At 60.3% G+C, this 22,629-nt stretch carries 24 protein-coding genes and 4 tRNA genes; 9 read left to right on the top strand and 19 right to left on the bottom strand.

What is annotated here, in order from left to right; genetic code table 11:
• Positions 1-15: 15 nt before the first annotated feature.
• The 14 genes from rpoB to ilvD form a co-directional block, all read right to left on the bottom strand.
• Positions 16-4,299, bottom strand: a complete 4,284-nt coding sequence (gene rpoB, locus BJN45_RS02230) for a DNA-directed RNA polymerase subunit beta (RefSeq protein WP_076091621.1) — start codon at positions 4,297-4,299, stop codon at positions 16-18.
• 208 nt (positions 4,300-4,507) lie between these two features.
• A complete protein-coding gene (rplL, locus tag BJN45_RS02225) occupies positions 4,508-4,879 on the bottom strand; it encodes a 50S ribosomal protein L7/L12 (protein ID WP_076091619.1) in 372 nt (123 codons plus the stop codon).
• A 38-nt stretch (positions 4,880-4,917) separates the two neighbouring features.
• On the bottom strand, positions 4,918-5,415 hold the full coding sequence (gene rplJ, locus BJN45_RS02220; RefSeq protein WP_076091617.1) for a 50S ribosomal protein L10: 498 nt from the start codon (positions 5,413-5,415) through the stop codon (positions 4,918-4,920).
• Between the two features lie 222 nt (positions 5,416-5,637).
• A complete protein-coding gene (gene rplA / locus BJN45_RS02215; protein ID WP_076091615.1) occupies positions 5,638-6,333 on the bottom strand; it encodes a 50S ribosomal protein L1 in 696 nt (231 codons plus the stop codon).
• Positions 6,334-6,335: 2 nt separating this feature from the next.
• The gene (rplK, locus tag BJN45_RS02210; RefSeq protein WP_076091613.1) at positions 6,336-6,767 is read right to left on the bottom strand and encodes a 50S ribosomal protein L11; all 432 of its coding nucleotides are present in this window, start codon (positions 6,765-6,767) and stop codon (positions 6,336-6,338) included.
• Between the two features lie 104 nt (positions 6,768-6,871).
• Entirely contained in the window at positions 6,872-7,405 is a 534-nt protein-coding gene (gene nusG / locus BJN45_RS02205; RefSeq protein ID WP_076091611.1) for a transcription termination/antitermination protein NusG, read from the bottom strand.
• Positions 7,402-7,755: a preprotein translocase subunit SecE gene (gene secE / locus BJN45_RS02200; protein WP_076091609.1), complete on the bottom strand. Its 354-nt coding sequence runs from the start codon at positions 7,753-7,755 to the stop codon at positions 7,402-7,404. Before secE ends, nusG begins: the two co-directional genes overlap by 4 nt.
• Positions 7,756-7,779: 24 nt before the next feature.
• Positions 7,780-7,855: transfer RNA gene (locus tag BJN45_RS02195), tRNA-Trp, on the bottom strand.
• 60 nt (positions 7,856-7,915) lie between these two features.
• The gene (gene tuf / locus BJN45_RS02190) at positions 7,916-9,106 is read right to left on the bottom strand and encodes an elongation factor Tu (protein ID WP_076091607.1); all 1,191 of its coding nucleotides are present in this window, start codon (positions 9,104-9,106) and stop codon (positions 7,916-7,918) included.
• A 53-nt stretch (positions 9,107-9,159) separates the two neighbouring features.
• Positions 9,160-9,234: transfer RNA gene (locus tag BJN45_RS02185), tRNA-Thr, on the bottom strand.
• A gap of 30 nt (positions 9,235-9,264) precedes the next feature.
• Positions 9,265-9,338: transfer RNA gene (locus tag BJN45_RS02180), tRNA-Gly, on the bottom strand.
• Between the two features lie 40 nt (positions 9,339-9,378).
• Positions 9,379-9,463: transfer RNA gene (locus tag BJN45_RS02175), tRNA-Tyr, on the bottom strand.
• Between the two features lie 113 nt (positions 9,464-9,576).
• A complete protein-coding gene (locus BJN45_RS02170; RefSeq protein ID WP_076091605.1) occupies positions 9,577-9,885 on the bottom strand; it encodes a c-type cytochrome in 309 nt (102 codons plus the stop codon).
• Between the two features lie 185 nt (positions 9,886-10,070).
• Complete coding sequence (gene ilvD / locus BJN45_RS02165) at positions 10,071-11,933, bottom strand: dihydroxy-acid dehydratase (RefSeq protein ID WP_076091603.1); 1,863 nt, start codon at positions 11,931-11,933, stop codon at positions 10,071-10,073.
• Positions 11,934-12,022: 89 nt separating this feature from the next.
• Here ilvD and lgt point away from each other — a divergent pair, with 89 nt between their 5' ends.
• From lgt to BJN45_RS02150, 3 genes are read left to right on the top strand one after another with little or no spacing between them, the layout of a single operon-like run.
• Positions 12,023-12,814: a prolipoprotein diacylglyceryl transferase gene (gene lgt / locus BJN45_RS02160; RefSeq protein WP_076091601.1), complete on the top strand. Its 792-nt coding sequence runs from the start codon at positions 12,023-12,025 to the stop codon at positions 12,812-12,814.
• 39 nt (positions 12,815-12,853) lie between these two features.
• Entirely contained in the window at positions 12,854-13,327 is a 474-nt protein-coding gene (locus BJN45_RS02155; protein WP_076091599.1) for a VOC family protein, read from the top strand.
• Between the two features lie 13 nt (positions 13,328-13,340).
• Positions 13,341-14,102: a hypothetical protein gene (locus BJN45_RS02150; protein WP_076091597.1), complete on the top strand. Its 762-nt coding sequence runs from the start codon at positions 13,341-13,343 to the stop codon at positions 14,100-14,102.
• Positions 14,103-14,168: 66 nt separating this feature from the next.
• Here the strand turns inward: BJN45_RS02150 and htpX are convergent, their stop codons facing one another.
• Positions 14,169-15,047, bottom strand: a complete 879-nt coding sequence (gene htpX / locus BJN45_RS02145; RefSeq protein WP_076091595.1) for a protease HtpX — start codon at positions 15,045-15,047, stop codon at positions 14,169-14,171.
• Between the two features lie 103 nt (positions 15,048-15,150).
• On the opposite strand from htpX, the gene BJN45_RS02140 reads away from it, so the two are divergent.
• Genes BJN45_RS02140 through lipA form a run of 6 tightly spaced genes read left to right on the top strand, consistent with a single transcriptional unit; the run spans position 15,151 to position 19,941 of the window.
• Positions 15,151-16,053, top strand: a complete 903-nt coding sequence (locus tag BJN45_RS02140) for a LysR family transcriptional regulator (RefSeq protein ID WP_346417536.1) — start codon at positions 15,151-15,153, stop codon at positions 16,051-16,053.
• A 35-nt stretch (positions 16,054-16,088) separates the two neighbouring features.
• Positions 16,089-17,225: a D-alanyl-D-alanine carboxypeptidase family protein gene (locus tag BJN45_RS02135; protein WP_076091591.1), complete on the top strand. Its 1,137-nt coding sequence runs from the start codon at positions 16,089-16,091 to the stop codon at positions 17,223-17,225.
• A gap of 4 nt (positions 17,226-17,229) precedes the next feature.
• Positions 17,230-18,105 (top strand): D-amino acid aminotransferase, encoded by an 876-nt coding sequence (locus tag BJN45_RS02130; RefSeq protein WP_076091589.1) that lies wholly within the window; start codon positions 17,230-17,232, stop codon positions 18,103-18,105.
• A gap of 1 nt (position 18,106) precedes the next feature.
• Positions 18,107-18,376: an HP0495 family protein gene (locus tag BJN45_RS02125; protein WP_066882903.1), complete on the top strand. Its 270-nt coding sequence runs from the start codon at positions 18,107-18,109 to the stop codon at positions 18,374-18,376.
• A gap of 7 nt (positions 18,377-18,383) precedes the next feature.
• Positions 18,384-18,995, top strand: coding sequence for a lipoyl(octanoyl) transferase LipB (gene lipB, locus BJN45_RS02120; RefSeq protein ID WP_430793410.1), 612 nt, complete (start codon positions 18,384-18,386; stop codon positions 18,993-18,995).
• Positions 18,988-19,941 carry a lipoyl synthase gene (gene lipA, locus BJN45_RS02115; RefSeq protein WP_076091585.1) on the top strand — a complete coding sequence of 318 codons (954 nt, stop codon included), beginning with the start codon at positions 18,988-18,990 and terminating at the stop codon, positions 19,939-19,941. The genes lipB and lipA overlap by 8 nt, the downstream gene beginning before the upstream one ends.
• A 1-nt stretch (position 19,942) precedes the next feature.
• On the opposite strand, the gene BJN45_RS02110 is transcribed toward lipA, so the two are convergent.
• From BJN45_RS02110 to BJN45_RS02095, 4 genes are all read right to left on the bottom strand, one after another.
• A complete protein-coding gene (locus tag BJN45_RS02110; protein ID WP_076091583.1) occupies positions 19,943-20,470 on the bottom strand; it encodes a YMGG-like glycine zipper-containing protein in 528 nt (175 codons plus the stop codon).
• A 12-nt stretch (positions 20,471-20,482) separates the two neighbouring features.
• The gene (locus BJN45_RS02105; protein WP_076091581.1) at positions 20,483-20,818 is read right to left on the bottom strand and encodes a hypothetical protein; all 336 of its coding nucleotides are present in this window, start codon (positions 20,816-20,818) and stop codon (positions 20,483-20,485) included.
• A gap of 86 nt (positions 20,819-20,904) precedes the next feature.
• On the bottom strand, positions 20,905-21,234 hold the full coding sequence (locus BJN45_RS02100) for a hypothetical protein (RefSeq protein ID WP_076091579.1): 330 nt from the start codon (positions 21,232-21,234) through the stop codon (positions 20,905-20,907).
• 7 nt (positions 21,235-21,241) lie between these two features.
• Complete coding sequence (locus BJN45_RS02095; RefSeq protein WP_076091577.1) at positions 21,242-22,537, bottom strand: acetyl-CoA hydrolase/transferase family protein; 1,296 nt, start codon at positions 22,535-22,537, stop codon at positions 21,242-21,244.
• Positions 22,538-22,629: the final 92 nt, after the last annotated feature.

Genomic DNA, 22,629 nt, shown 5'->3' with positions numbered 1-22,629 from the left:
CTCCTGAGCCCTGAATCAGTAACGTTCCAGATCGATATCGATCGCCAGCGAACGGATTTCCTTGACCAGCACGTTGAACGACTCCGGCATGCCGGCATCGATCTTGTGCTCGCCCTTGACGATGTTTTCGTAAACCTTGGTACGGCCATTCACATCATCGGACTTCACGGTCAACATTTCCTGCAGCACATAGGATGCGCCATAAGCTTCCAGTGCCCACACTTCCATTTCACCGAAGCGCTGACCACCGAACTGCGCCTTGCCGCCCAGCGGCTGCTGGGTGACCAGCGAGTACGGGCCGGTCGAACGGGCGTGCATCTTGTCATCGACCAGGTGATGCAGCTTCAGGTAGTGCATGTAGCCAACCGTCACCTGACGCTCGAAAGCATCACCGGTACGGCCGTCAAACAGGGTCATCTGACCGGACGATGGCATGCCGGCAAGCGCCAGCATGGCCTTGATTTCGGCTTCCTTGGCACCGTCGAACACCGGTGTGGCAAAAGGCACGCCGCTGGTCAGGTTACCGGCCATTTCAATGATCTCGCCATCGTTGAGCTCATCGAGATTTTCCGACTTGCCGCTCGAGTTGTAGATCTGGTCGAGGAAACCACGCACTTCCTTGACCGTGGCTTCACGCCGCAGCATGTCGCCGATCTTGTGACCCAGCCCCTTGGCAGCGAGGCCCAGGTGAACTTCGAGAATCTGACCGACGTTCATCCGCGACGGCACGCCGAGCGGGTTCAGAACGATGTCGACCGGACGGCCATCAGCCATGTACGGCATGTCCTCGACCGGCAGGATGCGGGAAACCACACCCTTGTTACCGTGACGACCGGCCATCTTGTCACCCGGCTGCAGGCGACGCTTGACGGCGACGTAAACCTTGACCATCTTCTGCACGCCCGGCGGCAGTTCGTCGCCTTGCGTCAGCTTCTTGCGCTTGGCTTCGAAAGCAACGTCGAAGTCCTTGCGCGCTTGTTCCAGGCCATCCTTGACCTGTTCCAGCTGCAGGGCTGCGTCGTCTTCAGCCAGACGAATGTCGAACCAGTGATGCGGGTCCATGCTGTCCAGGTAGGCTTGGTCGACGACCGTGCCCTTGGCCAGTTTCTTCGGACCACCATTGGCCTTCTTGCCGACGATCAGGCGACCGACACGCTCGAATGCGTCGCGTTCGACGATACGCATCTGGTCGGCCAGATCCAGCTTGTAATGGCGCAGGTGCTCGTCGATGATCGACTGGGCACGCTTGTCGCGTTCGATGCCTTCGCGGGTGAACACCTGGACGTCGATGACGGTACCGGCGATACCGGCCGGTACGCGCAGCGAGGTGTCCTTCACGTCAGACGCCTTTTCACCGAAGATAGCGCGCAGCAGCTTTTCTTCCGGCGTCAGCTGGGTTTCGCCCTTCGGCGTGACCTTGCCGACCAGTACGTCACCGGCGTGGACTTCGGCACCGATGTACACGATACCGGCGTCGTCCAGACGGGACAGCTGCACTTCGCCCAGCGAGGCGATGTCGCGGGTGATTTCCTCAGGTCCAAGCTTGGTATCGCGGGCGACGACCGTCAGCTCCTCGATGTGGATCGAGGTGTAACGATCTTCGGCAACGACGCGCTCGGAGATCAGGATCGAGTCTTCGAAGTTGTAGCCGTTCCACGGCATGAACGCGATCAACATGTTCTGGCCGAGCGCCAATTCGCCCTTGTCGGTCGAAGCACCGTCAGCCACGACGTCGCCCTTGGCGATGACATCGCCAATCCTGACCAGCGGACGCTGGTTGATGTTGGTGTTCTGGTTGGAACGGGTGTACTTGACCAGGTTGTAGATGTCGACGCCAACTTCACCAGCGATGGTTTCGTCATCATTGACACGGACAACGACGCGGCCGGCATCGACGTAGTCGACGACACCGCCCCGCAGCGCTACAACCGCAGTACCCGAGTCGACGGCTACGGTACGTTCGATACCGGTACCGACCAGCGGCTTTTCCGGACGCAGGCAGGGAACAGCCTGACGTTGCATGTTGGCGCCCATCAATGCGCGGTTCGCGTCATCGTGTTCCAGGAACGGAATCAACGAAGCAGCAACGGAGACGATCTGTCCGGGAGCAACGTCCATGTACTGGACACGCGCCGGTTCGGCCAGGATCGTTTCGCCTTTTTCGCGACAGGTCACCAGATCGTCGGACAGACGACCTTCCTCGTCCAGCGAAGCGTTGGCCTGGGCAACCACATAGTTGCCTTCTTCGATGGCCGACAGGTAATCGATCTCGTTGGTGACCTTGCTATCCACCACACGGCGGTAAGCGGTTTCAATGAAACCGTAGCTGTTCACCCGGGCAAACAGCGCCAGGGAGTTGATCAGACCGATGTTCGGACCTTCCGGCGTTTCGATCGGGCAGACACGACCGTAGTGCGTCGGATGCACGTCACGGACTTCAAAGCCGGCACGCTCGCGCGTCAGACCACCCGGGCCAAGTGCGGAAACACGACGCTTGTGCGTGATTTCCGACAGCGGATTGGTCTGGTCCATGAACTGCGACAACTGGCTGGAACCGAAAAACTCCTTGATGGCAGCGCTGATCGGCTTGGCATTGATCAGGTCGTGCGGCATCAGGTTGTCGGATTCGGCCTGGCTCAGACGCTCCTTGACCGCACGCTCGACACGCACCAGACCGGCACGGAACTGATTTTCAGCCAGTTCACCGACAGAGCGGACGCGACGATTGCCGAGGTGATCGATATCGTCGATATCGCCACGGCCATTGCGCAACTCAACGAGGATCTTGATGACCTCGACGATATCACGCGGGGACAGGGTCAGCTGTTCGCGAACTTCGACATTGGCACCCAGGGGCTTGATCTTCCCGGCCAACGCATCGGCATCCGCCTTGGTCATGTTTTCGCACAGGGCGCGCGGGCCAAACGGCAAGCCGGCTACCATGTCCTGGATCGTAGCCAGTGCAAAGCCCGAGGCTTCAGCCAGATTCTTCAGTGCTGCTTCGGCACGCGACGCAAGACTGCGCACCATGACCTTATGCTCGATGACATCGGCACGGCTCAGGCGACGGTTGAATTTCATCCGGCCGACACCGGACAGATCGTAGCGGTCATCGGAGTAGAACAAGCCGTTGAAGAGAATTTCCACGGCTTCTTCAGTCGGCGGCTCACCTGGGCGCATCATCCGATAGATCGCGATGCGAGCAGCCTGGCGCGAAGCAGTTTCGTCGCCACGCAGGGTGTTGGAGATGAACGAGCCACGATCAAGATCGTTGGTGTACAACGTCTCGACGGTGGCAATCCCGGCTTCACGCAACTTGGCCAGCAGGGTCTCGGTGATTTCGTCATTGGCGTTGGCCACCACTTCGCCGGTGGACGTATCAACGATATTGTGCGCAACCACACGCCCCAGCAGGAATTCTTCCGGCACGGCGATCTGCTTGACACCAGCAGCGGCGATATCGCGGATATGCTTGGCGGTAATCCGCTTGTCCTTGGCAACGATGACCTTGCCATCCGGGGCGACGAAATCGAAGCGGGCCACTTCGCCACGCAGACGCTCGGGCACCAGCTCGAACTCGATCTTTTCGCCGTTCAGCTTGAACAGGTCGAACTCGAAGAATTCGGCAAGAATTTCTTCCGAAGACATGCCCAATGCCTTGAGCAGCGTCGTGACCGGCATCTTGCGACGGCGGTCGACACGGAAGAAGAGGGAATCCTTGGGATCGAATTCGAAGTCCAGCCACGAGCCGCGGTAAGGAATCACGCGGGCCGAGAAAAGCAGCTTGCCGGAACTGTGCGTCTTGCCGCGGTCGTGCTCGAAAAACACGCCGGGCGAACGGTGCAGTTGGGAAACGATGACACGCTCCGTGCCATTGATCACGAAAGAACCATTGGTCGTCATCAGGGGAATTTCACCCATGTAGACTTCCTGTTCCTTGACTTCCTTGACGGTGTCCGGAACTTCACGATCCATCAACACCAGGCGGACCCGCGCCCGCAGCGATGCGGCAAAGGTCAGACCACGCTGCTGGCATTCGACGACGTCGAAGGCCGGCTCACCAAGCGCATAGCTGACAAACTCCAGCCTCGCATTTCCCGAATGGGAGATTATTGGGAAAATCGAGGTGAACGCAGCCTGCAGCCCCTCGTTCTTGCGCTGAGGAACAGGCACTTCGGCCTGCAAAAACTCGGTAAAGGACTGGAGCTGCGTAGCGAGGAGGAAGGGCACCTCAAGTACGCTTTCGCGCTTGGCGAAGCTCTTGCGGATACGTTTCTTCTCGGTGAAGGAGTAAGTCATGGTAACTCCGTGAGGGTGGAATCAGATGTCGGACCTGAGCAAACAGGCAAACGCAAACCCGCTCCCCTTGTCGTTTCCGACAGGGAACTCGTGATTTGCGTTTGCCGGCTGGCGTGTATTCAAGCGTATTCGTTCAGGCAGTTAAACCGTTTTGACAAGCACAAAAGGGCTGGCGGCAAAAGCCACCAGCCCGCAGGGCACCGATCGATTACTTGACTTCGACCTTGGCGCCAGCGTCTTCCAGCTGCTTCTTGAGGGCTTCAGCGTCAGCCTTGGAAACGCCTTCCTTGACCGGCTTCGGCGCACCGTCGACCAGATCCTTGGCTTCCTTCAGGCCCAGGCCGGTAACGGCACGGACGACCTTGATGACTTCGACCTTCTTGTCACCAGCGCCGGTCAGGACGACGGTGAATTCGGTCTGCTCTTCAGCAGCGGCAGCACCACCAGCAGCCGGGCCGGCAACGGCGACGGCAGCGGCAGAGACGCCAAACTTCTCTTCGAATGCCTTGACCAGGTCATTCAGTTCCATAACAGTCAGGGAGCCAACGGCTTCCAGGATGTCTTCTTTGCTAATTGCCATTTCAATAAACTCCTAAATCAGTTCGTATGCGGTAAGTATCAAGCGGCGGTTTCTTCGCGCTGCTTCGCCAGGGCGTCGAGGCCGCGGACGAAACCGGCAACCGGAGCTTGCATGACGTACAGCAGCTTGGAGAGCAGCTCTTCGCGGCTCGGCACGGAGGCAAGCGCCTGCACACCAGCCTTGTCGAGCACCTTGCCGGCATAGGAACCGGCCTTGAGAACCAACTTGTCGTTGGTCTTGGCAAAGTCGTTGAGGACTTTTGCCGCAGCCACCGGATCAGCGGACACGCTGTAAATCAGCGGACCCACCATGTGCTCGGCCAGGTCGGCAAACTGCGTGCCTTCCACGGCGCGACGCACCAGGGTGTTCTTCAGCACACGCAGGTAAACACCAGACTCACGCGCCTTTTTGCGCAGCACGGTGAGATCACCCACCTCAATGCCACGGTATTCGGCGATCGCGATCGTCTCGGCGTTGGCCACTTGTGCCGACACCTCAGCCACGACGGCTTTTTTGTCGTTCAGATTGAGACCCACAGGTCTTTCCTCCTTTCAAGTCATAACACGACGGGAGAGATTTCCCGCCGCACTTACGGCGACCTGAACCAGAAGCTCGCCATTCAAATGAATGGCAGAAAATCCGTTTCGGGAGCACCGTCTGCGCAGGCTTTCACGATTAAGCACAATTGCTTGTGCGCCTGCGGTCTTTGACGATTCGCGCTGGCCAGCAAATGCCGACCGACGCGACCCAAAGTACTTTTAGCCTGCCAGCGTGGCCTGATCGACGCGAACGCCGGGGCCCATGGTGGCAGAAACAGCAATCTTGCGCAGGTACTGACCCTTGGATGCAGCCGGCTTGGCCTTCTGCAATGCTTCGATCAGTGCCTTCAGGTTAGTTTCCAGGTTCTCGGCAGAGAACGAGGCGCGACCGATGGTGGCATGCACGATACCAGCCTTGTCGGTGCGGTACTGAACCTGACCAGCCTTGGCGTTCTTCACGGCGGTGGCAACATCCATGGTCACGGTGCCGACCTTCGGATTCGGCATCAGACCGCGCGGACCGAGAATCTGGCCCAGCTGACCAACGATGCGCATTGCATCCGGCGTAGCAACGACGATGTCGAAATTGAGGTTGCCGGCCTTGACTTCAGCAGCCAGGTCGTCAAAACCAACCACATCGGCGCCAGCAGCCTTGGCGGCCTCGGCCTTTTCGCCCTGGGCGAAGACGGCGACACGGACAGTCTTGCCGGTACCAGCCGGCAGCACGACGGAGCCACGAACAACCTGATCCGACTTGCGAGCATCAACACCAAGATTGATTGCAACATCGATGGATTCGTCGAACTTGGCGACGGCAGTTTCCTTGGCCAGAGCCAGTGCTTCCTGCAGCGGGTACAACTTCTGCGCAACCACCTTGCTGGCGAGCGCCTTTTGCTTCTTCGTGAGCTTAGCCATGATTACAGGCCCTCCACGGTGATGCCCATCGAACGGGCGGAGCCAGCGATGGTGCGAACAGCGGCTTCCATATCGGCAGCAGTCAGGTCAGGCATCTTGGTCGTGGCGATTTCTTCGCACTGGGCGCGGGTGATCTTGCCAACCTTGTCGGTATGCGGCTTGGCGGAACCGGACTTGATGCCGGCAGCCTTCTTGATCAGGATCGTTGCCGGCGGCGTCTTCATCACGAACGTGAAGGACTTGTCGGCAAAAGCGGTGATCACGACAGGAATCGGCAGACCCGGCTCGACGCCTTGCGTCTGGGCATTGAAGGCCTTGCAGAACTCCATGATGTTCAGACCGCGCTGACCCAGCGCCGGACCGATCGGAGGAGACGGATTGGCCTTGCCGGCCGGAACTTGCAGCTTGATGAAGCCAATAATTTTCTTGGCCATAAAACACTCCTTTATTGAGTTGTAACGCGCGTTGACCGCAATTGGCTACTGACGCTCCTCTTGCCGGAATCAGGGCTTCCGGCAGACCCTTGAAAACATGCCGCTCAGGACTTCTCGACCTGGGCAAACTCCAGCTCCACCGGCGTAGCCCGACCAAAGATGGTCACCGACACACGCAGGCGATTCTTTTCGTAATTCACATCCTCGACCGAACCATGGAAGTCGGTAAACGGACCTTCCTTGACCCGCACGACCTCGCCGACCTCGAACAGCACCTTCGGACGCGGCTTCTCGACGCCTTCCTGCATCTGCTGCATGATCTTGTCGACTTCCTTCTGGGAAATCGGCGCCGGGCGGTTTGCCGTACCACCGACAAAACCGGTGACTTTCGGCGTGTTCTTCACGAGATGCCAGCTATCGTCATCCATCTCCATTTCCACGAGCACGTAGCCCGGGAAGAACTTGCGCTCGGAAATGGACTTCTGGCCGCCCTTCATTTCGACGACCTCTTCCACCGGCACAAGAATCTGGCCGAATTTGTCCTGCATACCCAAACGGTTGATGCGCTCCTGAATGGCGCGCATCACGCTTTTCTCGAAGCCGGAATAGGCATGTACGACGTACCAGCGTTTACTCATGATTTTTTCCAGCCCAGGACCAGGTCATAGAGAACCCACTCGAGGCTTTTGTCAGTGAGATAGAGAAACAGCGCCATGACGACCACGAAGGCAAATACCATTGCCGTGGTCTGCACCGTTTCCTTGCGCGACGGCCAGACGACCTTGCGGGCCTCGACCACCGACTCGTTGGCGAAATTGAAGAAGCGTTGACCCGGCTCGGTTTTCCAAGCCACGACAACCGCCAGCGCCACCCCAACGAGCACCGCCAGGACGCGCAAAATCATTGCCTGCTCGGAGAGCAGGTAGAAGCCAGCCACGCCAGCTGCCAGAATAACCAGCGCCAGCGAAAACTTGATCTTGTCAGCCATGACGTTCGCGATCTTTAAAGAGAGTGGCAGGGGCGGAGGGAATCGAACCCCCGACCTACGGTTTTGGAAACCGTTGCTCTACCAATTGAGCTACACCCCTGCTGCAGAAACATCAAAGCGCTTCGGTCTCCCGAAGCGCTTTGATTGCAAAAATTACCAATTACTCGATGATCTTGGCGACGACGCCGGCGCCGACGGTACGACCGCCTTCACGGATGGCGAAACGCAGACCTTCTTCCATGGCGATCGGAGCAATCAGCTTGACCGTCATCTGGATGTTGTCACCCGGCATGACCATTTCAACGCCTTCCGGCAGCGAAATCGCACCGGTCACGTCCGTCGTGCGGAAGTAGAACTGCGGACGGTAGTTGTTGAAGAACGGGGTGTGACGACCGCCTTCGTCCTTCGACAGAACATACACTTCGCCCGTGAAGTGGGTGTGCGGGGTGATCGAACCCGGCTTGCACAGCACTTGACCACGCTCGACATCTTCACGCTTGGTACCACGCAGCAGCGCACCAACGTTGTCGCCAGCCTGCCCCTGATCCAGCAGCTTGCGGAACATTTCGACGCCGGTACAGGTGGTCTTGACGGTCGGACGGATACCAACGATTTCGATTTCTTCGCCAACCTTGACAACGCCGCGCTCGATACGACCGGTCACAACGGTACCACGACCCGAGATCGAGAAGACGTCTTCAACCGGCATCAGGAACGGCAGATCAACAGCGCGCTCCGGGGTCGGAATGTACGAATCCAGTGCGTCAGCCAGGCGGAAGATCGACGGCTCGCCGATTTCGGACTGATCACCTTCCAGCGCCTTCAGGGCCGAACCATGAATGATCGGGGTGTCGTCGCCCGGGAAGTCGTACTTGGACAGCAGCTCGCGCAGCTCCATTTCGACCAGCTCGAGCAGCTCGGCATCATCAACCATGTCGCACTTGTTCATGAACACCAGAACGTACGGCACACCAACCTGACGGGCCAGCAGGATGTGTTCGCGGGTCTGCGGCATCGGGCCGTCAGCAGCGGAACAAACCAGGATCGCACCGTCCATCTGGGCGGCACCGGTAATCATGTTCTTCACATAGTCAGCGTGACCCGGGCAGTCAACGTGGGCATAGTGACGATTGGCAGTTTCGTATTCGACGTGGGCGGTGTTGATGGTAATACCGCGCGCCTTTTCTTCCGGCGCCGCATCGATCTGGTCGTAGGCCTTCGCCGCACCACCGAACTTCGCTGCCAGTACCGTCGTGATTGCTGCCGTCAACGTCGTCTTGCCGTGGTCAACGTGACCAATCGTGCCAACGTTTACGTGCGGCTTCGTACGCTCGAATTTTTCCTTAGCCATTCCAGTTCCTCAATAATCAAATTAGCAAACAATCCAGAATCAAAGCTAATCGGTGGTGCCCATGGGCAGGATCGAACTGCCGACCTCTCCCTTACCAAGGGAGTGCTCTACCACTGAGCCACATGGGCCTACCTTAAAACTCCAGCCGTACCGCGTCGTGGAGCGGGTGAAGGGAATCGAACCCTCGTCTTAAGCTTGGAAGGCTTCAGCTCTACCATTGAGCTACACCCGCTTAACCCCTGCCCGCAGCACTAGCCGCTACAGCATCAATCTGGTGGAGGGGGAAGGATTCGAACCTTCGAAGGCAGAGCCGACAGATTTACAGTCTGTTCCCGTTGACCGCTTGGGTACCCCTCCGGGAGAAGCCGGGATTATCCGGACCCTCGACAGGTGTGTCAACAGCCAGCACAACAATTTCACAATAAAAAAAGCCGGTAGCTACCGGCTTTTTCTTGAACTGGAACACCCACTCACTTCGTGGCGAGCACCCAGGCAGCCAACTTCTTGGCTTCGTCATCCGTCACCTTGTTCGGCGGCATCGGGATTGCACCCCAATTACCCTTGCCACCTGTCTGGATCTTGGCTGCCAGCGTTGCCACTGCAGCCTTGTCACCCTTGTACTTGGCGGCAACGTCATGATACGACGGACCAACCAGCTTCTTGTCCAGCGCATGGCAGGTCATGCAGTTCTTGGCCTTGGCCAGGGCTTCGTCGGCGTTTGCCTGACCAGCCATGACAACACCGGCGGCAGCCATAATGGCAATGTAAGCAGCTTTCATTTTCTCGCTCCGTTTTCTGGGTGGGTTAATGCCTTGACAGCTTGACAGTAAATCATGAACGGATGATATAGCCCTTCACTACCAACCGCAAACAATCAAATGCAACAAGAGGTTTCACTTCAACGGACCGCCAGCAAGCGGTCCGGGTTCGAATAATAACGGCAGATGACGCCAAAAGTTGACGTTCACCCCTTCGAGCGGCGCTGAATTTGACTGACGTCGCGGACCGCACCCTTGTCTGCCGAGGTAGCCATCAGCGCATAGGCCTGCAGCGCTGCAGAAACAACGCGTTCGCGATCAACCGGTTTCCAGGCCGACTCACCCCGCCCATCCATCGCCGCACGACGGGCAGCCAGCACCTCGTCACTGACCGCCAGATGAATCCGGCGACCGGGAATATCGATCTCGATCACATCCCCTTCTTCGACCAGACCGATCGCCCCGCCATCCGCCGCCTCGGGCGATGCGTGACCAATGGACAACCCGGAAGTCCCGCCGGAGAATCGCCCGTCGGTCAGCAAGGCGCATTCCTTGCCCAAACCCATCGACTTCAGGTACGAGGTGGGATAGAGCATTTCCTGCATGCCCGGACCACCCTTCGGCCCTTCATAGCGAATCACCACGACATCGCCGGCGACGATTTTCTCGCCCAGGATCGCGTCGACCGCAGCATCCTGACTTTCAAACACGCGGGCCCTGCCGGTGAACTTCCAGATTGATTCATCGACACCGGCAGTTTTCACGATACAGCCGTCGAGCGCGATATTGCCGTACAGAACCGCCAGACCACCATCCTGTGAGTAGGCATTCGCCTTGTTGCGGATGCAACCATGGGTGCGGTCGAGATCGAGTTCATTGAAGCGGCGATCCTGCGAGAACGCGACCTGAGTTGGCACGCCGCCCGGCGCCGCCTTGTAGAAATCATGCACCTTGATGTCGTGTCCACGGACGACGTCCCAGAGATCGATGGCTTCGCCGAGATTCTTCGCATGCACCGTCGGTTGATCGCGGTTCAGAAGACCGGCGCGATCCAGTTCACCGAGGATCCCCATGATGCCACCGGCACGATGCACATCCTCGATGTGATACTTGTCGGTCATCGGCGCCACCTTGCACAGGCAGGGCACGGAGCGCGAGATACGATCGATGTCGGCCATGGTGAAATCAACACCGGCCTCCTGGGCGGTCGCCAGGATATGCAGCACGGTGTTGGTCGAGCCGCCCATGGCAACATCCAGCGTCATGGCGTTCTCGAAAGCCTCCTTGGTGGCGATCGCACGCGGCAGCACCGCAGCATCGTCCTGCTCGTAATAGCGCTTGCACAGCTCGACGATCTGGCGGCCGGCACGCAGGAACAACTGCTTGCGGTCGGCATGCGTGGCGACAACGGTGCCGTTGCCGGGCAGACTGAGACCGAGGGCTTCGGTCAGGCAGTTCATCGAGTTGGCAGTAAACATGCCGGAACACGAGCCACAGGTCGGGCACGCCGAGCGCTCGATTTCGTCAAGGTCAGCCTGGGAAACAGCAGCATCGGCCGCCTTGACCATGGCGTCGACCAGATCCAGATGGACGACCTGCCCCTGGACCGTAACCTTGCCAGCCTCCATCGGACCACCGGAGACGAAGATGACCGGGATGTTCAGGCGCATGGCGGCCATCAGCATGCCCGGGGTGATCTTGTCGCAGTTCGAGATGCAGACCATGGCATCGGCGCAGTGCGCATTGACCATGTATTCGACGGAATCGGCAATCAAGTCGCGCGACGGCAGCGAGTACAACATGCCGCTGTGCCCCATGGCGATGCCGTCATCAATGGCAATGGTGTTGAATTCCTTGGCGACGCCGCCGGCCGCCTCGATCTCGCGCGCCACCAGCTGCCCCATATCCTTCAGGTGCACATGCCCCGGCACGAACTGGGTAAAGCTGTTGACGACGGCAATGATCGGCTTGCCGAAATCGCCATCCTTCATGCCTGTGGCGCGCCACAGGGAACGGGCGCCGGCCATGTTGCGGCCGTGGGTGGAGGTGCGGGAACGATACTGGGGCATGTTGACTCTCCGTGTCGAATTTGGCGCCGGAATCCTGTTGTCACGGTCGCGATCTATAATCGGGCAATTCTAGCCGAATCACTCTGACTATGCTGACCCACCCGCAGTTCGATCCCGTTGCAATTTCACTCGGACCAGTATCCATCCACTGGTACGGACTGATGTATCTGGTGGCCTTCGTCCAGTTCATCGCTCTCGGCCGCCTGCGCATCCGAAACGGGCGGGCGCCGATGAATGCCGAACAGCTCGACGACCTACTGTTCTACGGCGTGCTTGGTGTCATCATCGGCGGCCGGCTTGGCCAGGTGCTGTTCTACGAACCGGCCTACTACCTGGCCAACCCGCTGGAAATTGCCGCCGTCTGGAAAGGCGGCATGAGCTTTCACGGTGGCTTTCTCGGCGTCCTGATCGCGATGGCCCTGTGGGCGCGCAAAAGCCGGATGCGCTGGTTGACCATCACCGACTTCATCGCCCCGCTGGTCCCGCTCGGCCTGGCCGCCGGACGGGTCGGCAACTTCATCAACGGCGAACTGTGGGGCCGCCTGGCCGACCCGACACTGCCCTGGGCGATGGTTTTTCCGCAATCCGGCAGCCTCGACCCGCGCCATCCATCGCAGCTTTACCATGTTGCGCTCGAAGGCCTGGCGCTTTTTGCCCTTCTCTGGCTGTGGACCGCAAAACCGCGCCCTACGGGTGCCACGTCCGGTGTTTTCCTGATCGGCTACGGCAGCTTCCGCTTCATCACCGAGTTCTTCCGCGAACCTGATCACGGAATTTTCGGCCAGTCCTACCAGGTCAGCATGGGGCAATGGCTGTCGTTGCCGATGGTGCTCGCCGGTGTGGCCATGCTGGTCTTGGCCTACCGCCGGAAATCTCTATAATTATGGATTACTCGACTTGATCACCACAGGAATCCATCCATGACACGTCCTTTCAAGGTTCTCGGCATCCAGCAAATCGCCATCGGCGGCCCTTCCAAAGCAAAGCTCAGGACGCTGTGGGTCGACATGCTCGGCCTCGAAGTCAGCAGCACCTTTGTTTCCGAACGCGAAAACGTCGACGAAGATATCTGCGCCATGGGCAAAGGTCCGTTCAAGGTCGAGGTTGATCTGATGCAGCCGCTCGACCCGGAAAAGAAGCCGGCCGTGCACACCACGCCGCTGAACCACGTCGGCCTGTGGATCGACGACCTGCCGAAAGCGGTAGAATGGCTGTCAGCCAACGGCGTGCGCTTCGCTCCGGGCGGCATCCGCAAGGGTGCTGCCGGGTTCGACATCACCTTCCTGCACCCGAAGGGCAACGAGGAATTCCCGATCGGCGGCGAAGGCGTGCTGGTCGAACTGGTCCAGGCCCCGCCGGAAGTCGTGGAGGCCTTCGCAAAACTCGCCGGATAAGGAGACACGGCCGATGGCAGACATTCCCGACAAGGACCTTGCGGAAACCCGGGCTGCCCTCGCCCCGACACTGGATGCCATGGCATCCATCCTGCCCTGGGTCGGCAAGTCGCAACCCCTGCGCTTCTCTCCCGAACTCAACAAGCGCTGGCAGGATGCCTGCCGGACGCTTGCCGAGCACTGGACGACCCATGCGGGCAGCGACCCGACAGCCATCCGCCCGGCCGTTTTCTCGCTTCTCGGCATCGCCATCGAAGCCGGCGATGCCGACTGCCTGCATCTGGGCGAAACCCTGGCCAGTGTTGCCGATCACCTGGAGCAACGCGCGCCCGGCAACCGCCTGATTGCCGCACTGACCGCAACCACCGAAGCCCTGCTCGACGAGGGCGGACTGGAAAATCCGAAGCTCGCCGGCCGCGCCCGCCATTTCTCGGAACGCCTGGCCAGCGCCATGCGGCCATCGGCCAAACCCGGCGAACGCTCGGACGTGCTCGACCGCCTGTTCGTCCAGGATGCCGACGAACGCCTCGCCCGCATGCATGAAGCGCTCGACGTGCTGCCGATCGACGTCTATGCGCTTGAACTGGAAAGCAGCGAACTGATCCAGCACGCCGAGCAGATCGAGATGTGGGGCATCTACCACCTGGCCCGCCAGGTGCAGAATTTCGTCCTGCAGTTGAGCGACGCCAGCGAAGCCGCACAGGATCAGGCCGCACAGGACATCGTCCATCAGCTCGACCTGATCGAGCAAGCCCTGCGTGCGGTCGACTGCTGAAAAACACCAATTTTCACTCACAAAAAAGGGAGGCCGCGGCCTCCCTTTTTGCTGACTGCTGCGAAATCAACGCCCGGACAAGGCGGCGATGCGCTCTTCCAGCGGCGGGTGCGTGGCGAACAAGGCCATGAAACCGCCCTTGCCGCCGGCGATGCCGGATGCCGCCATGTTCTGTGGCAGCGGCTCGGTGTGCAGGTTGCCGAGTCGGCGCAGCGCATTCTGCATCGGCGTCGGCGAACCCATCAGGCTGGCCGCACCGGCATCGGCACGGAATTCACGCTGCCGCGAGAACCAGGCGACGATGGTGCTGGCGAGAATGCCGAAAACGACTTCGCAGATCATGCTGGTCACCATGTAGGCAATCCCCGGGCCACTGCTTTCCGAATCATTGCGGCGCAGGAAGGAGTCGACCAGGTAACCAACGACGCGCGAGATGAAGATGACGAAAGTATTGACCACGCCCTGGATCAGCGTCAGCGTCACCATGTCGCCATTGGCAATATGCGCCACTTCATGCGCCAGAACCGCCTCGGCCTCTTCCCGGGTCATGCTCTGCAGCAGCCCGGTCGATACCGCGACCAGCGAACTGTTCTTGCTGGCGCCGGTGGCGAAGGCATTCGGCTCGCCGTCGTAGATGGCAACCTCGGGCATCGGCAGGTTGGCCCGCTTGGCCAGCTTGCCAACGGTATCGACCAGCCAGACTTCGGTTGACGACGAAGGATGTTCGATGACCCGGGCACCGGTGCTCCACTTGGCCATGGTCTTCGACATCAGCAGGGAAATGAAGGAACCACCAAAGCCGATCACCGCGGCGAACGCCAGCAGCATGCCGAGATTGAGGCCGTTGGCCGTCAGGAAACGATTGACGCCAAGCAGGCTGGTCACCACGCTGAGTACGAGCATGACCGCCAGATTGGTCATCAGGAATAGCACGACGCGTTTCATGTTGAACTCCGTAGGTGATTGAAACGGGGCAATGATACAACAATGGAAATGATCAAAAAAACGGAGCAAAATTGAGCTGTCATCCGATTTTTACGAAATGAACATGATCAACTACAAACACCTTCATTATTTCTGGGTCGTCGCCAAGGAAGGCAGCATCACCCGTGCCGCCGAGCGGCTTGGGGTTGCCGTACAGACCATCAGCGGCCAGCTGAGCCTGCTCGAGCGGCAACTCGGCAAGGCGCTGTTCAACAGCCAGGGGCGCGGACTGGTCCTGAGCGACGCCGGACGCAAGGCGCTGGGCTACGCTGACCAGATATTCCAGCTCGGTGAACAACTTGAAGATGCGCTGCTGCACAGCGACAGCGAAACCACCTTGCGCCTGCGCGCAGGCATTTCCGACGGCATCCCGAAACTGCTGGCCTACCGCCTGCTCAGCCTGGTCACCGCAATGCCGGGTGACGTGCGATTGATCTGCGACGAGGGCGAGTTTGAAAACCTGCTCGCCGAACTGGCGCTGCATCGCCTGGATGTCGTACTGACCGACCGTGCCGCGCCGATCGGGGGCAATCTCAAGGTATTCAGCAGCCGTCTCGGTGAGTTCCCCACCGCCCTGTTCGCGGCACCCGCCTTGGCCGAACGATACAGCCAGGATTTTCCAGCCAGCCTGAACAATGCCCCGATGCTCCTGCCAACCCGGCACAACGCCTTGCGCGGCCGGATCGACCGCTGGCTGGAGGAACAGCAACTCCACCCCCGCATTGTCGGCGAATTCGAAGACAGCGCTTTACTCACCACGTTCGGCCGGGGCGGCCTGGGCATTTTCCCGGCACCGCTGGCACTGGCCAGTCAACTGGCCAGCGAATACGACGCGCGCCAGGTCGGCGAACTGGATGGCGTCAGCGAACACATCTATGCAATTTCCAATGAACGACGCATCCGTCATCCGGCAATCGAGGTCCTTTGCGCCAGCGCCCCGCAAGTCGCCGCAACGACGGCGTTATAATGGCTCTCCCCCCCGCCCTGCAGAGTCTCCATAAAATGTTGTTTCGCAAGTACCTGTTTCTCGTTTTTTCGCTGCTGCTTTCCGTCAACGTCCTCGCACAAAGCCGCCCGGTTCCGCCAGTCCTGGCAGCCAAATCCTGGCTGCTGATAGAAATGGGCTCAGGTCAGGTCCTGTCCGAAGAGAAGGCCGACCAACGCCTGGAGCCGGCCTCGCTGACCAAGCTGATGACCGCCTACCTGACCTTCTCGGCGATCCGCCAGAAAACCCTGGCCATCAACCAGTCGCTGCCTGTTTCCGAAAAAGCCTGGCGCATGGGTGGCTCCAAGATGTTCGTCCGGGTCAATACGCAGGTCGCTGTCGAAGACCTGATCAAGGGCATGATCGTTCAGTCGGGCAACGATGCCTGTATCGTGCTGGCCGAAGCCATCGCCGGCAGCGAGGAAAACTTCGCCCAGATGATGAACCGCGAAGCCAGACGCCTGGGCATGACCAGCACCAATTTCCGCAACTCAACCGGCATGCCGGACCCGGAGCATTACACCACCGCCCGCGACCTGGCAAAGCTCGCCACAGCGCTGATCAAGGAATTCCCGGAAGAGTACAAGCAGTATTACTCGATGAAGGAATTCCGCTACGCCGAAATCACCCAGCCCAACCGCAACCGCCTGCTCTGGAGCGATCCTTCGGTCGACGGCCTGAAGACCGGTCATACCGACGCCGCCGGCTATTGCCTCATTTCCTCGGCCATGCGCGACCAGCGCCGTCTGCTGTCGGTCGTTCTCGGCACCGGCTCGGATGCCGCACGCACCAGCGAATCGCTCAAGCTGCTCAACTGGGGTTTCCTGTCCTACGATGCGGTCGTGCTCTACCGGAAGGACCAGGCAATCTCTTCGCTGCGTGTCTGGAAGGGTGCGCAGAACCGGATCAAGGCCGGCTTCCCGAACGACTTCATTCTCGCCGTCCCCAAGGGCCAGGCGAACAAGCTGCAAGCCCAGCTGGTTTCCCAGCAACCGCTGATGGCACCGGTACAGGCAGGGCAGACCGTAGCGACCTTGAAGATTTCCGTCGATGGCAAGGCCTACGGCGAATATCCCGTTCCGGCGCTTGAAAATGTGCCGGTCGCCGGCATATTCGGTAGAGCCATCGACTCCGTCAAACTCTGGTTCAACTGATCTCATGACCCCATACGTCGCCGACCCCGTTTACCTGAACGGTCAGTATCTGCCGCTGGCCGATGCCGGCATCTCGCCACTCGACCGGGGTTTCCTGTACGGCGACGGCGTCTACGAAGTCATTCCGGTCTATTCGCGCCAGGCCTTCCGCATCGATGAACACCTGCAGCGCCTGCAGGCGACGCTGGCCGGCATTCACATGACCAACCCGCTTGCGGTCGACGACTGGAAAACGGTGATTTTCAAGCTGATCAATGCCGCCCCGTGGGACGACCAGTCGATCTACCTGCAGGTCACACGCGGCGCCGACAACAAGCGCGACCACGCCTTTCCGTCGCCTCCAGTCGCGCCGACCGCCTTCGCCTTCGCTTCGCCGCTGGTGACGACGCCAGCCGAGACCCGGGCAACTGGCGTTGCGGCGATCACGGTCCCCGATCTGCGCTGGGGACGTTGCGACCTCAAGGTGATCTCCCTGCTGGCCAATGTACTGGCCCGCCAGCAGGCGGTCGAGGCAGGCTGCGCCGAGGCGCTGCTGATCCGCGATGGCCTGCTGAAGGAAGGCGCCGCGTCGAACATCTTCGTCGTCAAGGATGGCGTATTGCTGGCACCACCGAAGACGCAATTGATGCTGCCCGGCATCACCTACGACGTCATCCTCGAACTCGCAGAATCTCGCGGTCAACCACTGGAAATCCGCGAAATTGCAGAAACTGAACTTCGCGCCGCCGATGAGGTCTGGATGACCTCATCGACCAAGGAAGTGCTGGCGATCACGACGCTCGACGGACAACCCGTCGGCAGCGGGCGCCCGGGCCCCGTGGGCGAACGGATGTGGCAGTGGTACCAGGATTTCAAGAACACGGTAATGCGCAAAGGCTGACATGGCTTCGTACAAGGACACCCTCCTCGAATTTCCCTGCGACTTTCCCCTGAAGATCATGGGCAAGGCGCACGATGAACTCGCCCAGGTCGTGCTGACCATCGTCACCCGGCACGCCCCCGACTTCGACGGTGCCAGCATGGAAATGCGCGCCAGTTCCGGCGGCAATTACCTGAGCCTGACCTGTACCGTCGTCGCCACCTCAAAGCCGCAACTCGATGCGCTGTACACGGATCTGACCGCCCATCCGCTGGTGAAGGTCGTCCTTTAACGTGAACATCACCGTCAAACGCCTGGGGCGGGTCGCTTACGAACCGACCTTCCAGGCCATGCAGGATTTCACCGCCACCCGGACAGCGGAAACGCCGGACGAGTTGTGGATCGTCGAGCATCCGCCGGTGTACACGCTGGGCCAGGCCGGCAAGCCGGAGCACATCCTGCGCGACGTCGGCATTCCCATCGTCAAAATCGATCGTGGCGGCCAGGTCACCTATCACGGCCCTGGGCAGGTGCTGATCTATCTGCTGCTCGACCTGTCGCGCCTGAAGATCAAGGTGCGTGAACTGGTCACCGCCATCGAGCAGGCCGTCATCGACCTGCTTGCCGAACACGGCGTGACCGCCGAACGCCGCGACGGTGCCCCCGGCGTCTACGTCGCCGACGCGAAGGTCGCCGCGCTAGGCCTGCGCATCAGGAACGGCTGCTCTTACCACGGCGTGTCATTGAACGTGGACATGGACATGACGCCATTCGCCGCAATCAATCCCTGCGGCTACCCGGGTCTGCAAGTGACCCAGACCCGCGACCTGAACATTCCGCTCACCACTGACGAGGCCGGCGAGCAACTCTCGCAGCACCTGCTGCAGCAACTGGACCGACAAAATGGCTGAAATCAAGCAAAAAGGCGTCAAACAAAAAGGCGAACTGAAGACCGCACGCATCCCGATCAAGATCGTGCCGGTCGCCGAACCGCTGCGCAAACCGGATTGGATCCGCGTCAAGGCCGGCAACAGCGCCGGCCGCTTCGGCGAGATCAAGACCATGCTGCGCGAAAAGAAGCTGCACACCGTCTGCGAAGAAGCGACCTGCCCGAATATCGGTGAATGCTTCGGCCGCGGCACCGCCACCTTCATGATCCTCGGCGACATCTGCACCCGCCGCTGCCCGTTCTGCGACGTCGGTCATGGGGTACCCCTGCCGCCCAACCCGGACGAACCGCGCGAACTGGCCGAATCGGTCGCCGCACTGAAGCTGCGTTATGTCGTCATCACCAGTGTCGACCGTGACGATCTGCGCGACGGCGGTGCCCAGCACTTTGTCGACGTCATCAGCAACACGCGCGCCCTGTCACCGACGACCACCATCGAAACCCTGGTGCCCGACTTCCGCGGCCGCATGGACGTCGCCCTCGACGTCCTCGGTGGCGCCCTGCCCGACGTCCTCAACCACAACATGGAGACGGTGCCGCGGCTGTACAAGCAGGCCCGCCCCGGTGCGGACTACAAGCACTCGCTCGAGTTCCTGAAGCAGTTCAAGGCCCGCTACCCGAAGGTTTCCACCAAATCCGGCCTGATGGTCGGCCTCGGTGAAACCGACGAGGAAATTCTGGAAGTCATGCGCGACCTGCGCGCCCACGACGTCGAGATGCTGACCATCGGCCAATACCTGGCGCCGTCCGGCCACCACCTGCCGGTAACGCGCTACGTCCATCCCGACATCTTCAAGATGTACGAGGAAGAAGCGAAGAAGATGGGGTTCACCGGTGCCGCCTGCGCACCGATGGTCCGTTCAAGCTACTGGGCCGACGAGCAGGCGCACAGCGCCGGCGTCGCCTGAGTCAGCGCACGCCGGGTGGCGGAGCCGGCGGTTTGCCGGCCGGCGGGACAGGAATCCCCGCCTCCGCCGCCCTCACCGGTTTGGCATAGCTGACGTTGCCAGGCACCGGCACCCGGTGGCCCTTGGCATACATGCACTGGATATAGGCGTTGTCGTACTGCTGCTGGGTGCCCACGCCTGACCGCCGCCCGGCATCACCGCCGGCGGCGCTGCCGGCCAGCAGGCCGACACCGGCACCGACTGCGGCACCACGGCCATCACCACCAATCGCGGCGCCAGCGAGCGCACCGACTGCCGTCCCTACCGCTGCACTGGTTACGGCTGATTCCCGCTGCGCCTGACCGGCCGTTTTGCCACCGATCTGACGCATGGCATCATCCCTGCACCATGCTTCGTCGGCCCGGAAGCGTTCAATACTCTGCCCCGTCCCGGGCAGGACCATGACGCTGGGCCCGGTCGGAATGACCGTACAGGCGCCGAGAAACAACAGGGAAGACAGCAGGACACATGGCGTTCGCAAGCGTTGCATGACTGACACCTTTCATTTTTCCGGCACGGGCAGGACGGGCAACCAGTCCTCGGGACATGTCGTGACCGCCGGGTAATAGGCTCGGGCACTGTGACAGAAATACCAGTAGTCGCCGGTCGCTTCCGCATTGCCCGACGACTGCTCGATATACACCGGCGGAGGCGGCGGTGGCGCAGGCGCGACAACGATCGGCGGCGGATAGTAGGGCCAGGGCGACGGGTACCAGAACGGCGACCAGACCGGGCCGAAGAAGACGCCAACCCGGGCCCGTGGCGCGTGCGCCCATGCATTCTGGCCGGCCAGAATGCACAGGCAGAGCAATACCGGAAAAATCCTGGCGAGTTTCATGTGCGTCCCCGTGCTTGTGGATCAAGCATAGTCCAAGGACAACCGGAACAGCAGCGGGAAATTGCTACAGTTTGTAAGCCGCCGGCTCAGTAAACGTCGCGCTCGATCATTTCATTACGCTTGCGCCGCAAACCTTCCGGCATTTTCAGCGTACTCCGGTCCCAGCCTTCGATCGCGAGCACCCGCTCCATGCAGTCTTCCATCAGCGCGTGCGCGCGCACCGCAGCTTCGGCGATCGTCCGATGCACCTCGATATCGTTGCTAGGCTCGATCTCGCAATTGCCCTGATAACGGTGCAGTTCACGCAGAGCGCGCAACTGCACCGCCACCTGCCCCGGACAGGCACACATGTAGATCGTCGCTTCTTCTACGATCTGCTCAAGTTCCTGGTCGGAAAAGCGTTTAGGCAGGTGCATCAGTTCCTCACAACAGGTTCATCTTCTTCGCGGTTTCACGCAATTCTGCACGGAAAGCGGGGTGAGCGATGGCAATCAGTGCTTCACACCGCTGCTTGGCGCTCTTGCCGCGCAACTGGGCAACACCGTGCTCGGTGACGACGTAGTTGATGTCGTTCTTGCTGGTCGACACATGCGTCCCCGGCGTCAGCGTCGGTACGATGCGCGAGATGGTGTCATCCTTGGCCGTCGACGGCAGCACGATGAAGGCCTTGCCACCGTTGGAGCGGTTGGCCGCACGGACGAAGTCGGCCTGACCACCGGTGCCGGAATACGGCTTCGCGCCGAGGCTTTCGGAGCCGCACTGGCCCATGAAATCGATCTGCATCGTCGCATTGATGCAATGCAGGTTGTCGTTTTGCCCAGCCAGATACGGATCGTTGGTGAAGTCGACCGGGTGCATTTCCAGCGCCGGATTGCGGTGCATGAAGTCGTACAGCTTCTTCGAGCCCAGCGCGAAGGTCGCCAGCATCTTGCCGCGGTGGTAGTTCTTCTTCAGGTTGTTCACAACGCCGGCTTCGACCAGCGTCATGATGCCGTCACCGACCATTTCGGTATGGATGCCGAGGTCGTGCTTGTTGGTCAGCTGCATGACCACGGCGTCGGGAATGCCGCCGTAGCCGATCTGCAGCGTCGCACCATCGGGGATCATTTCGGCGACATAGCTGCCGATGGCTTCCTGGACCGGACCAATCTTGGGCAGGCCGACTTCGAGCAGCGGATCGCTGCTTTCGGTCAGAGCCGCCACCTGAGAAATATGGATGTGGCAATCGCCGTTGGCGAACGGCACGTTCGGATTGACTTCGAGCACCACCGCGCGCGCCTTTTCGATGGCGGCCATGGTGTAGTCCGGCGCCAGCGACAGCGAGAAGAAACCATGTTCGTCCATCGGCGAGGCCATCGAGAACACCACTTCCGACGGCGTCAGGCCGCGCTTGATAAGCATCGGCAGTTCGGAGAAGTAGGCCGGCACGAAGTCGATCCAGCCCTCCTGGCCGCCCGGACGGGTCGCGCCACCGAAGAAATAGGCGCTGTGGCGGACATGTTCGGTGGTTTCCGGGTCGATGTAACCGTACTTGCGCAGCGGCAGGATCTGCGACACCTTGATGTCGCGGTAATTGCGGCGCGCGTCCGAGAGGGCCGTCAGCAGGCTGGGCGGTTCGCCGACGCCGGTCGGGACGACGATGGTGTCACCATCCTTGAGCACCTGGATGGCGTCGGCGGCCGACATGCGTTTGGACTGGTAAAGGGATTGGACGGACATGCTGTTCTCCTGAGCTTTTTTATTGGAAACGACAAAAGTCGCCCAGCATTGTCTGCGGAATTCCGCACGGAATCAAACACCTTCCATGGCGC

The sequence above is a fragment of the Azonexus hydrophilus genome, assembly GCF_001956855.1.
In the GTDB taxonomy this organism is placed as follows: domain Bacteria; phylum Pseudomonadota; class Gammaproteobacteria; order Burkholderiales; family Rhodocyclaceae; genus Azonexus; species Azonexus hydrophilus_A.
Note: the sequence above shows the minus strand (reverse complement) of the source record. Positions and strands in the feature narration are given on the sequence as shown.

Coding starts and splice junctions, on each gene's coding strand:
- BJN45_RS02105 (WP_076091581.1), bottom strand. CDS start 20,818: ATGAAACTCGCCAGGATTTTTCCGGTATTGCTCTGCCTGTGCATTCTG.
- BJN45_RS02135 (WP_076091591.1), top strand. CDS start 16,089: ATGTTGTTTCGCAAGTACCTGTTTCTCGTTTTTTCGCTGCTGCTTTCC.
- ilvD (WP_076091603.1), bottom strand. CDS start 11,933: ATGCCCCAGTATCGTTCCCGCACCTCCACCCACGGCCGCAACATGGCC.
- tuf (WP_076091607.1), bottom strand. CDS start 9,106: ATGGCTAAGGAAAAATTCGAGCGTACGAAGCCGCACGTAAACGTTGGC.
- nusG (WP_076091611.1), bottom strand. CDS start 7,405: ATGAGTAAACGCTGGTACGTCGTACATGCCTATTCCGGCTTCGAGAAA.
- rplK (WP_076091613.1), bottom strand. CDS start 6,767: ATGGCCAAGAAAATTATTGGCTTCATCAAGCTGCAAGTTCCGGCCGGC.
- BJN45_RS02155 (WP_076091599.1), top strand. CDS start 12,854: ATGACACGTCCTTTCAAGGTTCTCGGCATCCAGCAAATCGCCATCGGC.
- lipA (WP_076091585.1), top strand. CDS start 18,988: ATGGCTGAAATCAAGCAAAAAGGCGTCAAACAAAAAGGCGAACTGAAG.
- htpX (WP_076091595.1), bottom strand. CDS start 15,047: ATGAAACGCGTCGTGCTATTCCTGATGACCAATCTGGCGGTCATGCTC.
- BJN45_RS02150 (WP_076091597.1), top strand. CDS start 13,341: ATGGCAGACATTCCCGACAAGGACCTTGCGGAAACCCGGGCTGCCCTC.
- BJN45_RS02125 (WP_066882903.1), top strand. CDS start 18,107: ATGGCTTCGTACAAGGACACCCTCCTCGAATTTCCCTGCGACTTTCCC.
- BJN45_RS02095 (WP_076091577.1), bottom strand. CDS start 22,537: ATGTCCGTCCAATCCCTTTACCAGTCCAAACGCATGTCGGCCGCCGAC.
- secE (WP_076091609.1), bottom strand. CDS start 7,755: ATGGCTGACAAGATCAAGTTTTCGCTGGCGCTGGTTATTCTGGCAGCT.
- rpoB (WP_076091621.1), bottom strand. CDS start 4,299: ATGACTTACTCCTTCACCGAGAAGAAACGTATCCGCAAGAGCTTCGCC.
- BJN45_RS02170 (WP_076091605.1), bottom strand. CDS start 9,885: ATGAAAGCTGCTTACATTGCCATTATGGCTGCCGCCGGTGTTGTCATG.
- rplL (WP_076091619.1), bottom strand. CDS start 4,879: ATGGCAATTAGCAAAGAAGACATCCTGGAAGCCGTTGGCTCCCTGACT.
- rplA (WP_076091615.1), bottom strand. CDS start 6,333: ATGGCTAAGCTCACGAAGAAGCAAAAGGCGCTCGCCAGCAAGGTGGTT.
- lgt (WP_076091601.1), top strand. CDS start 12,023: ATGCTGACCCACCCGCAGTTCGATCCCGTTGCAATTTCACTCGGACCA.
- BJN45_RS02110 (WP_076091583.1), bottom strand. CDS start 20,470: ATGCAACGCTTGCGAACGCCATGTGTCCTGCTGTCTTCCCTGTTGTTT.
- BJN45_RS02100 (WP_076091579.1), bottom strand. CDS start 21,234: ATGCACCTGCCTAAACGCTTTTCCGACCAGGAACTTGAGCAGATCGTA.
- BJN45_RS02130 (WP_076091589.1), top strand. CDS start 17,230: ATGACCCCATACGTCGCCGACCCCGTTTACCTGAACGGTCAGTATCTG.
- BJN45_RS02140 (WP_346417536.1), top strand. CDS start 15,151: ATGATCAACTACAAACACCTTCATTATTTCTGGGTCGTCGCCAAGGAA.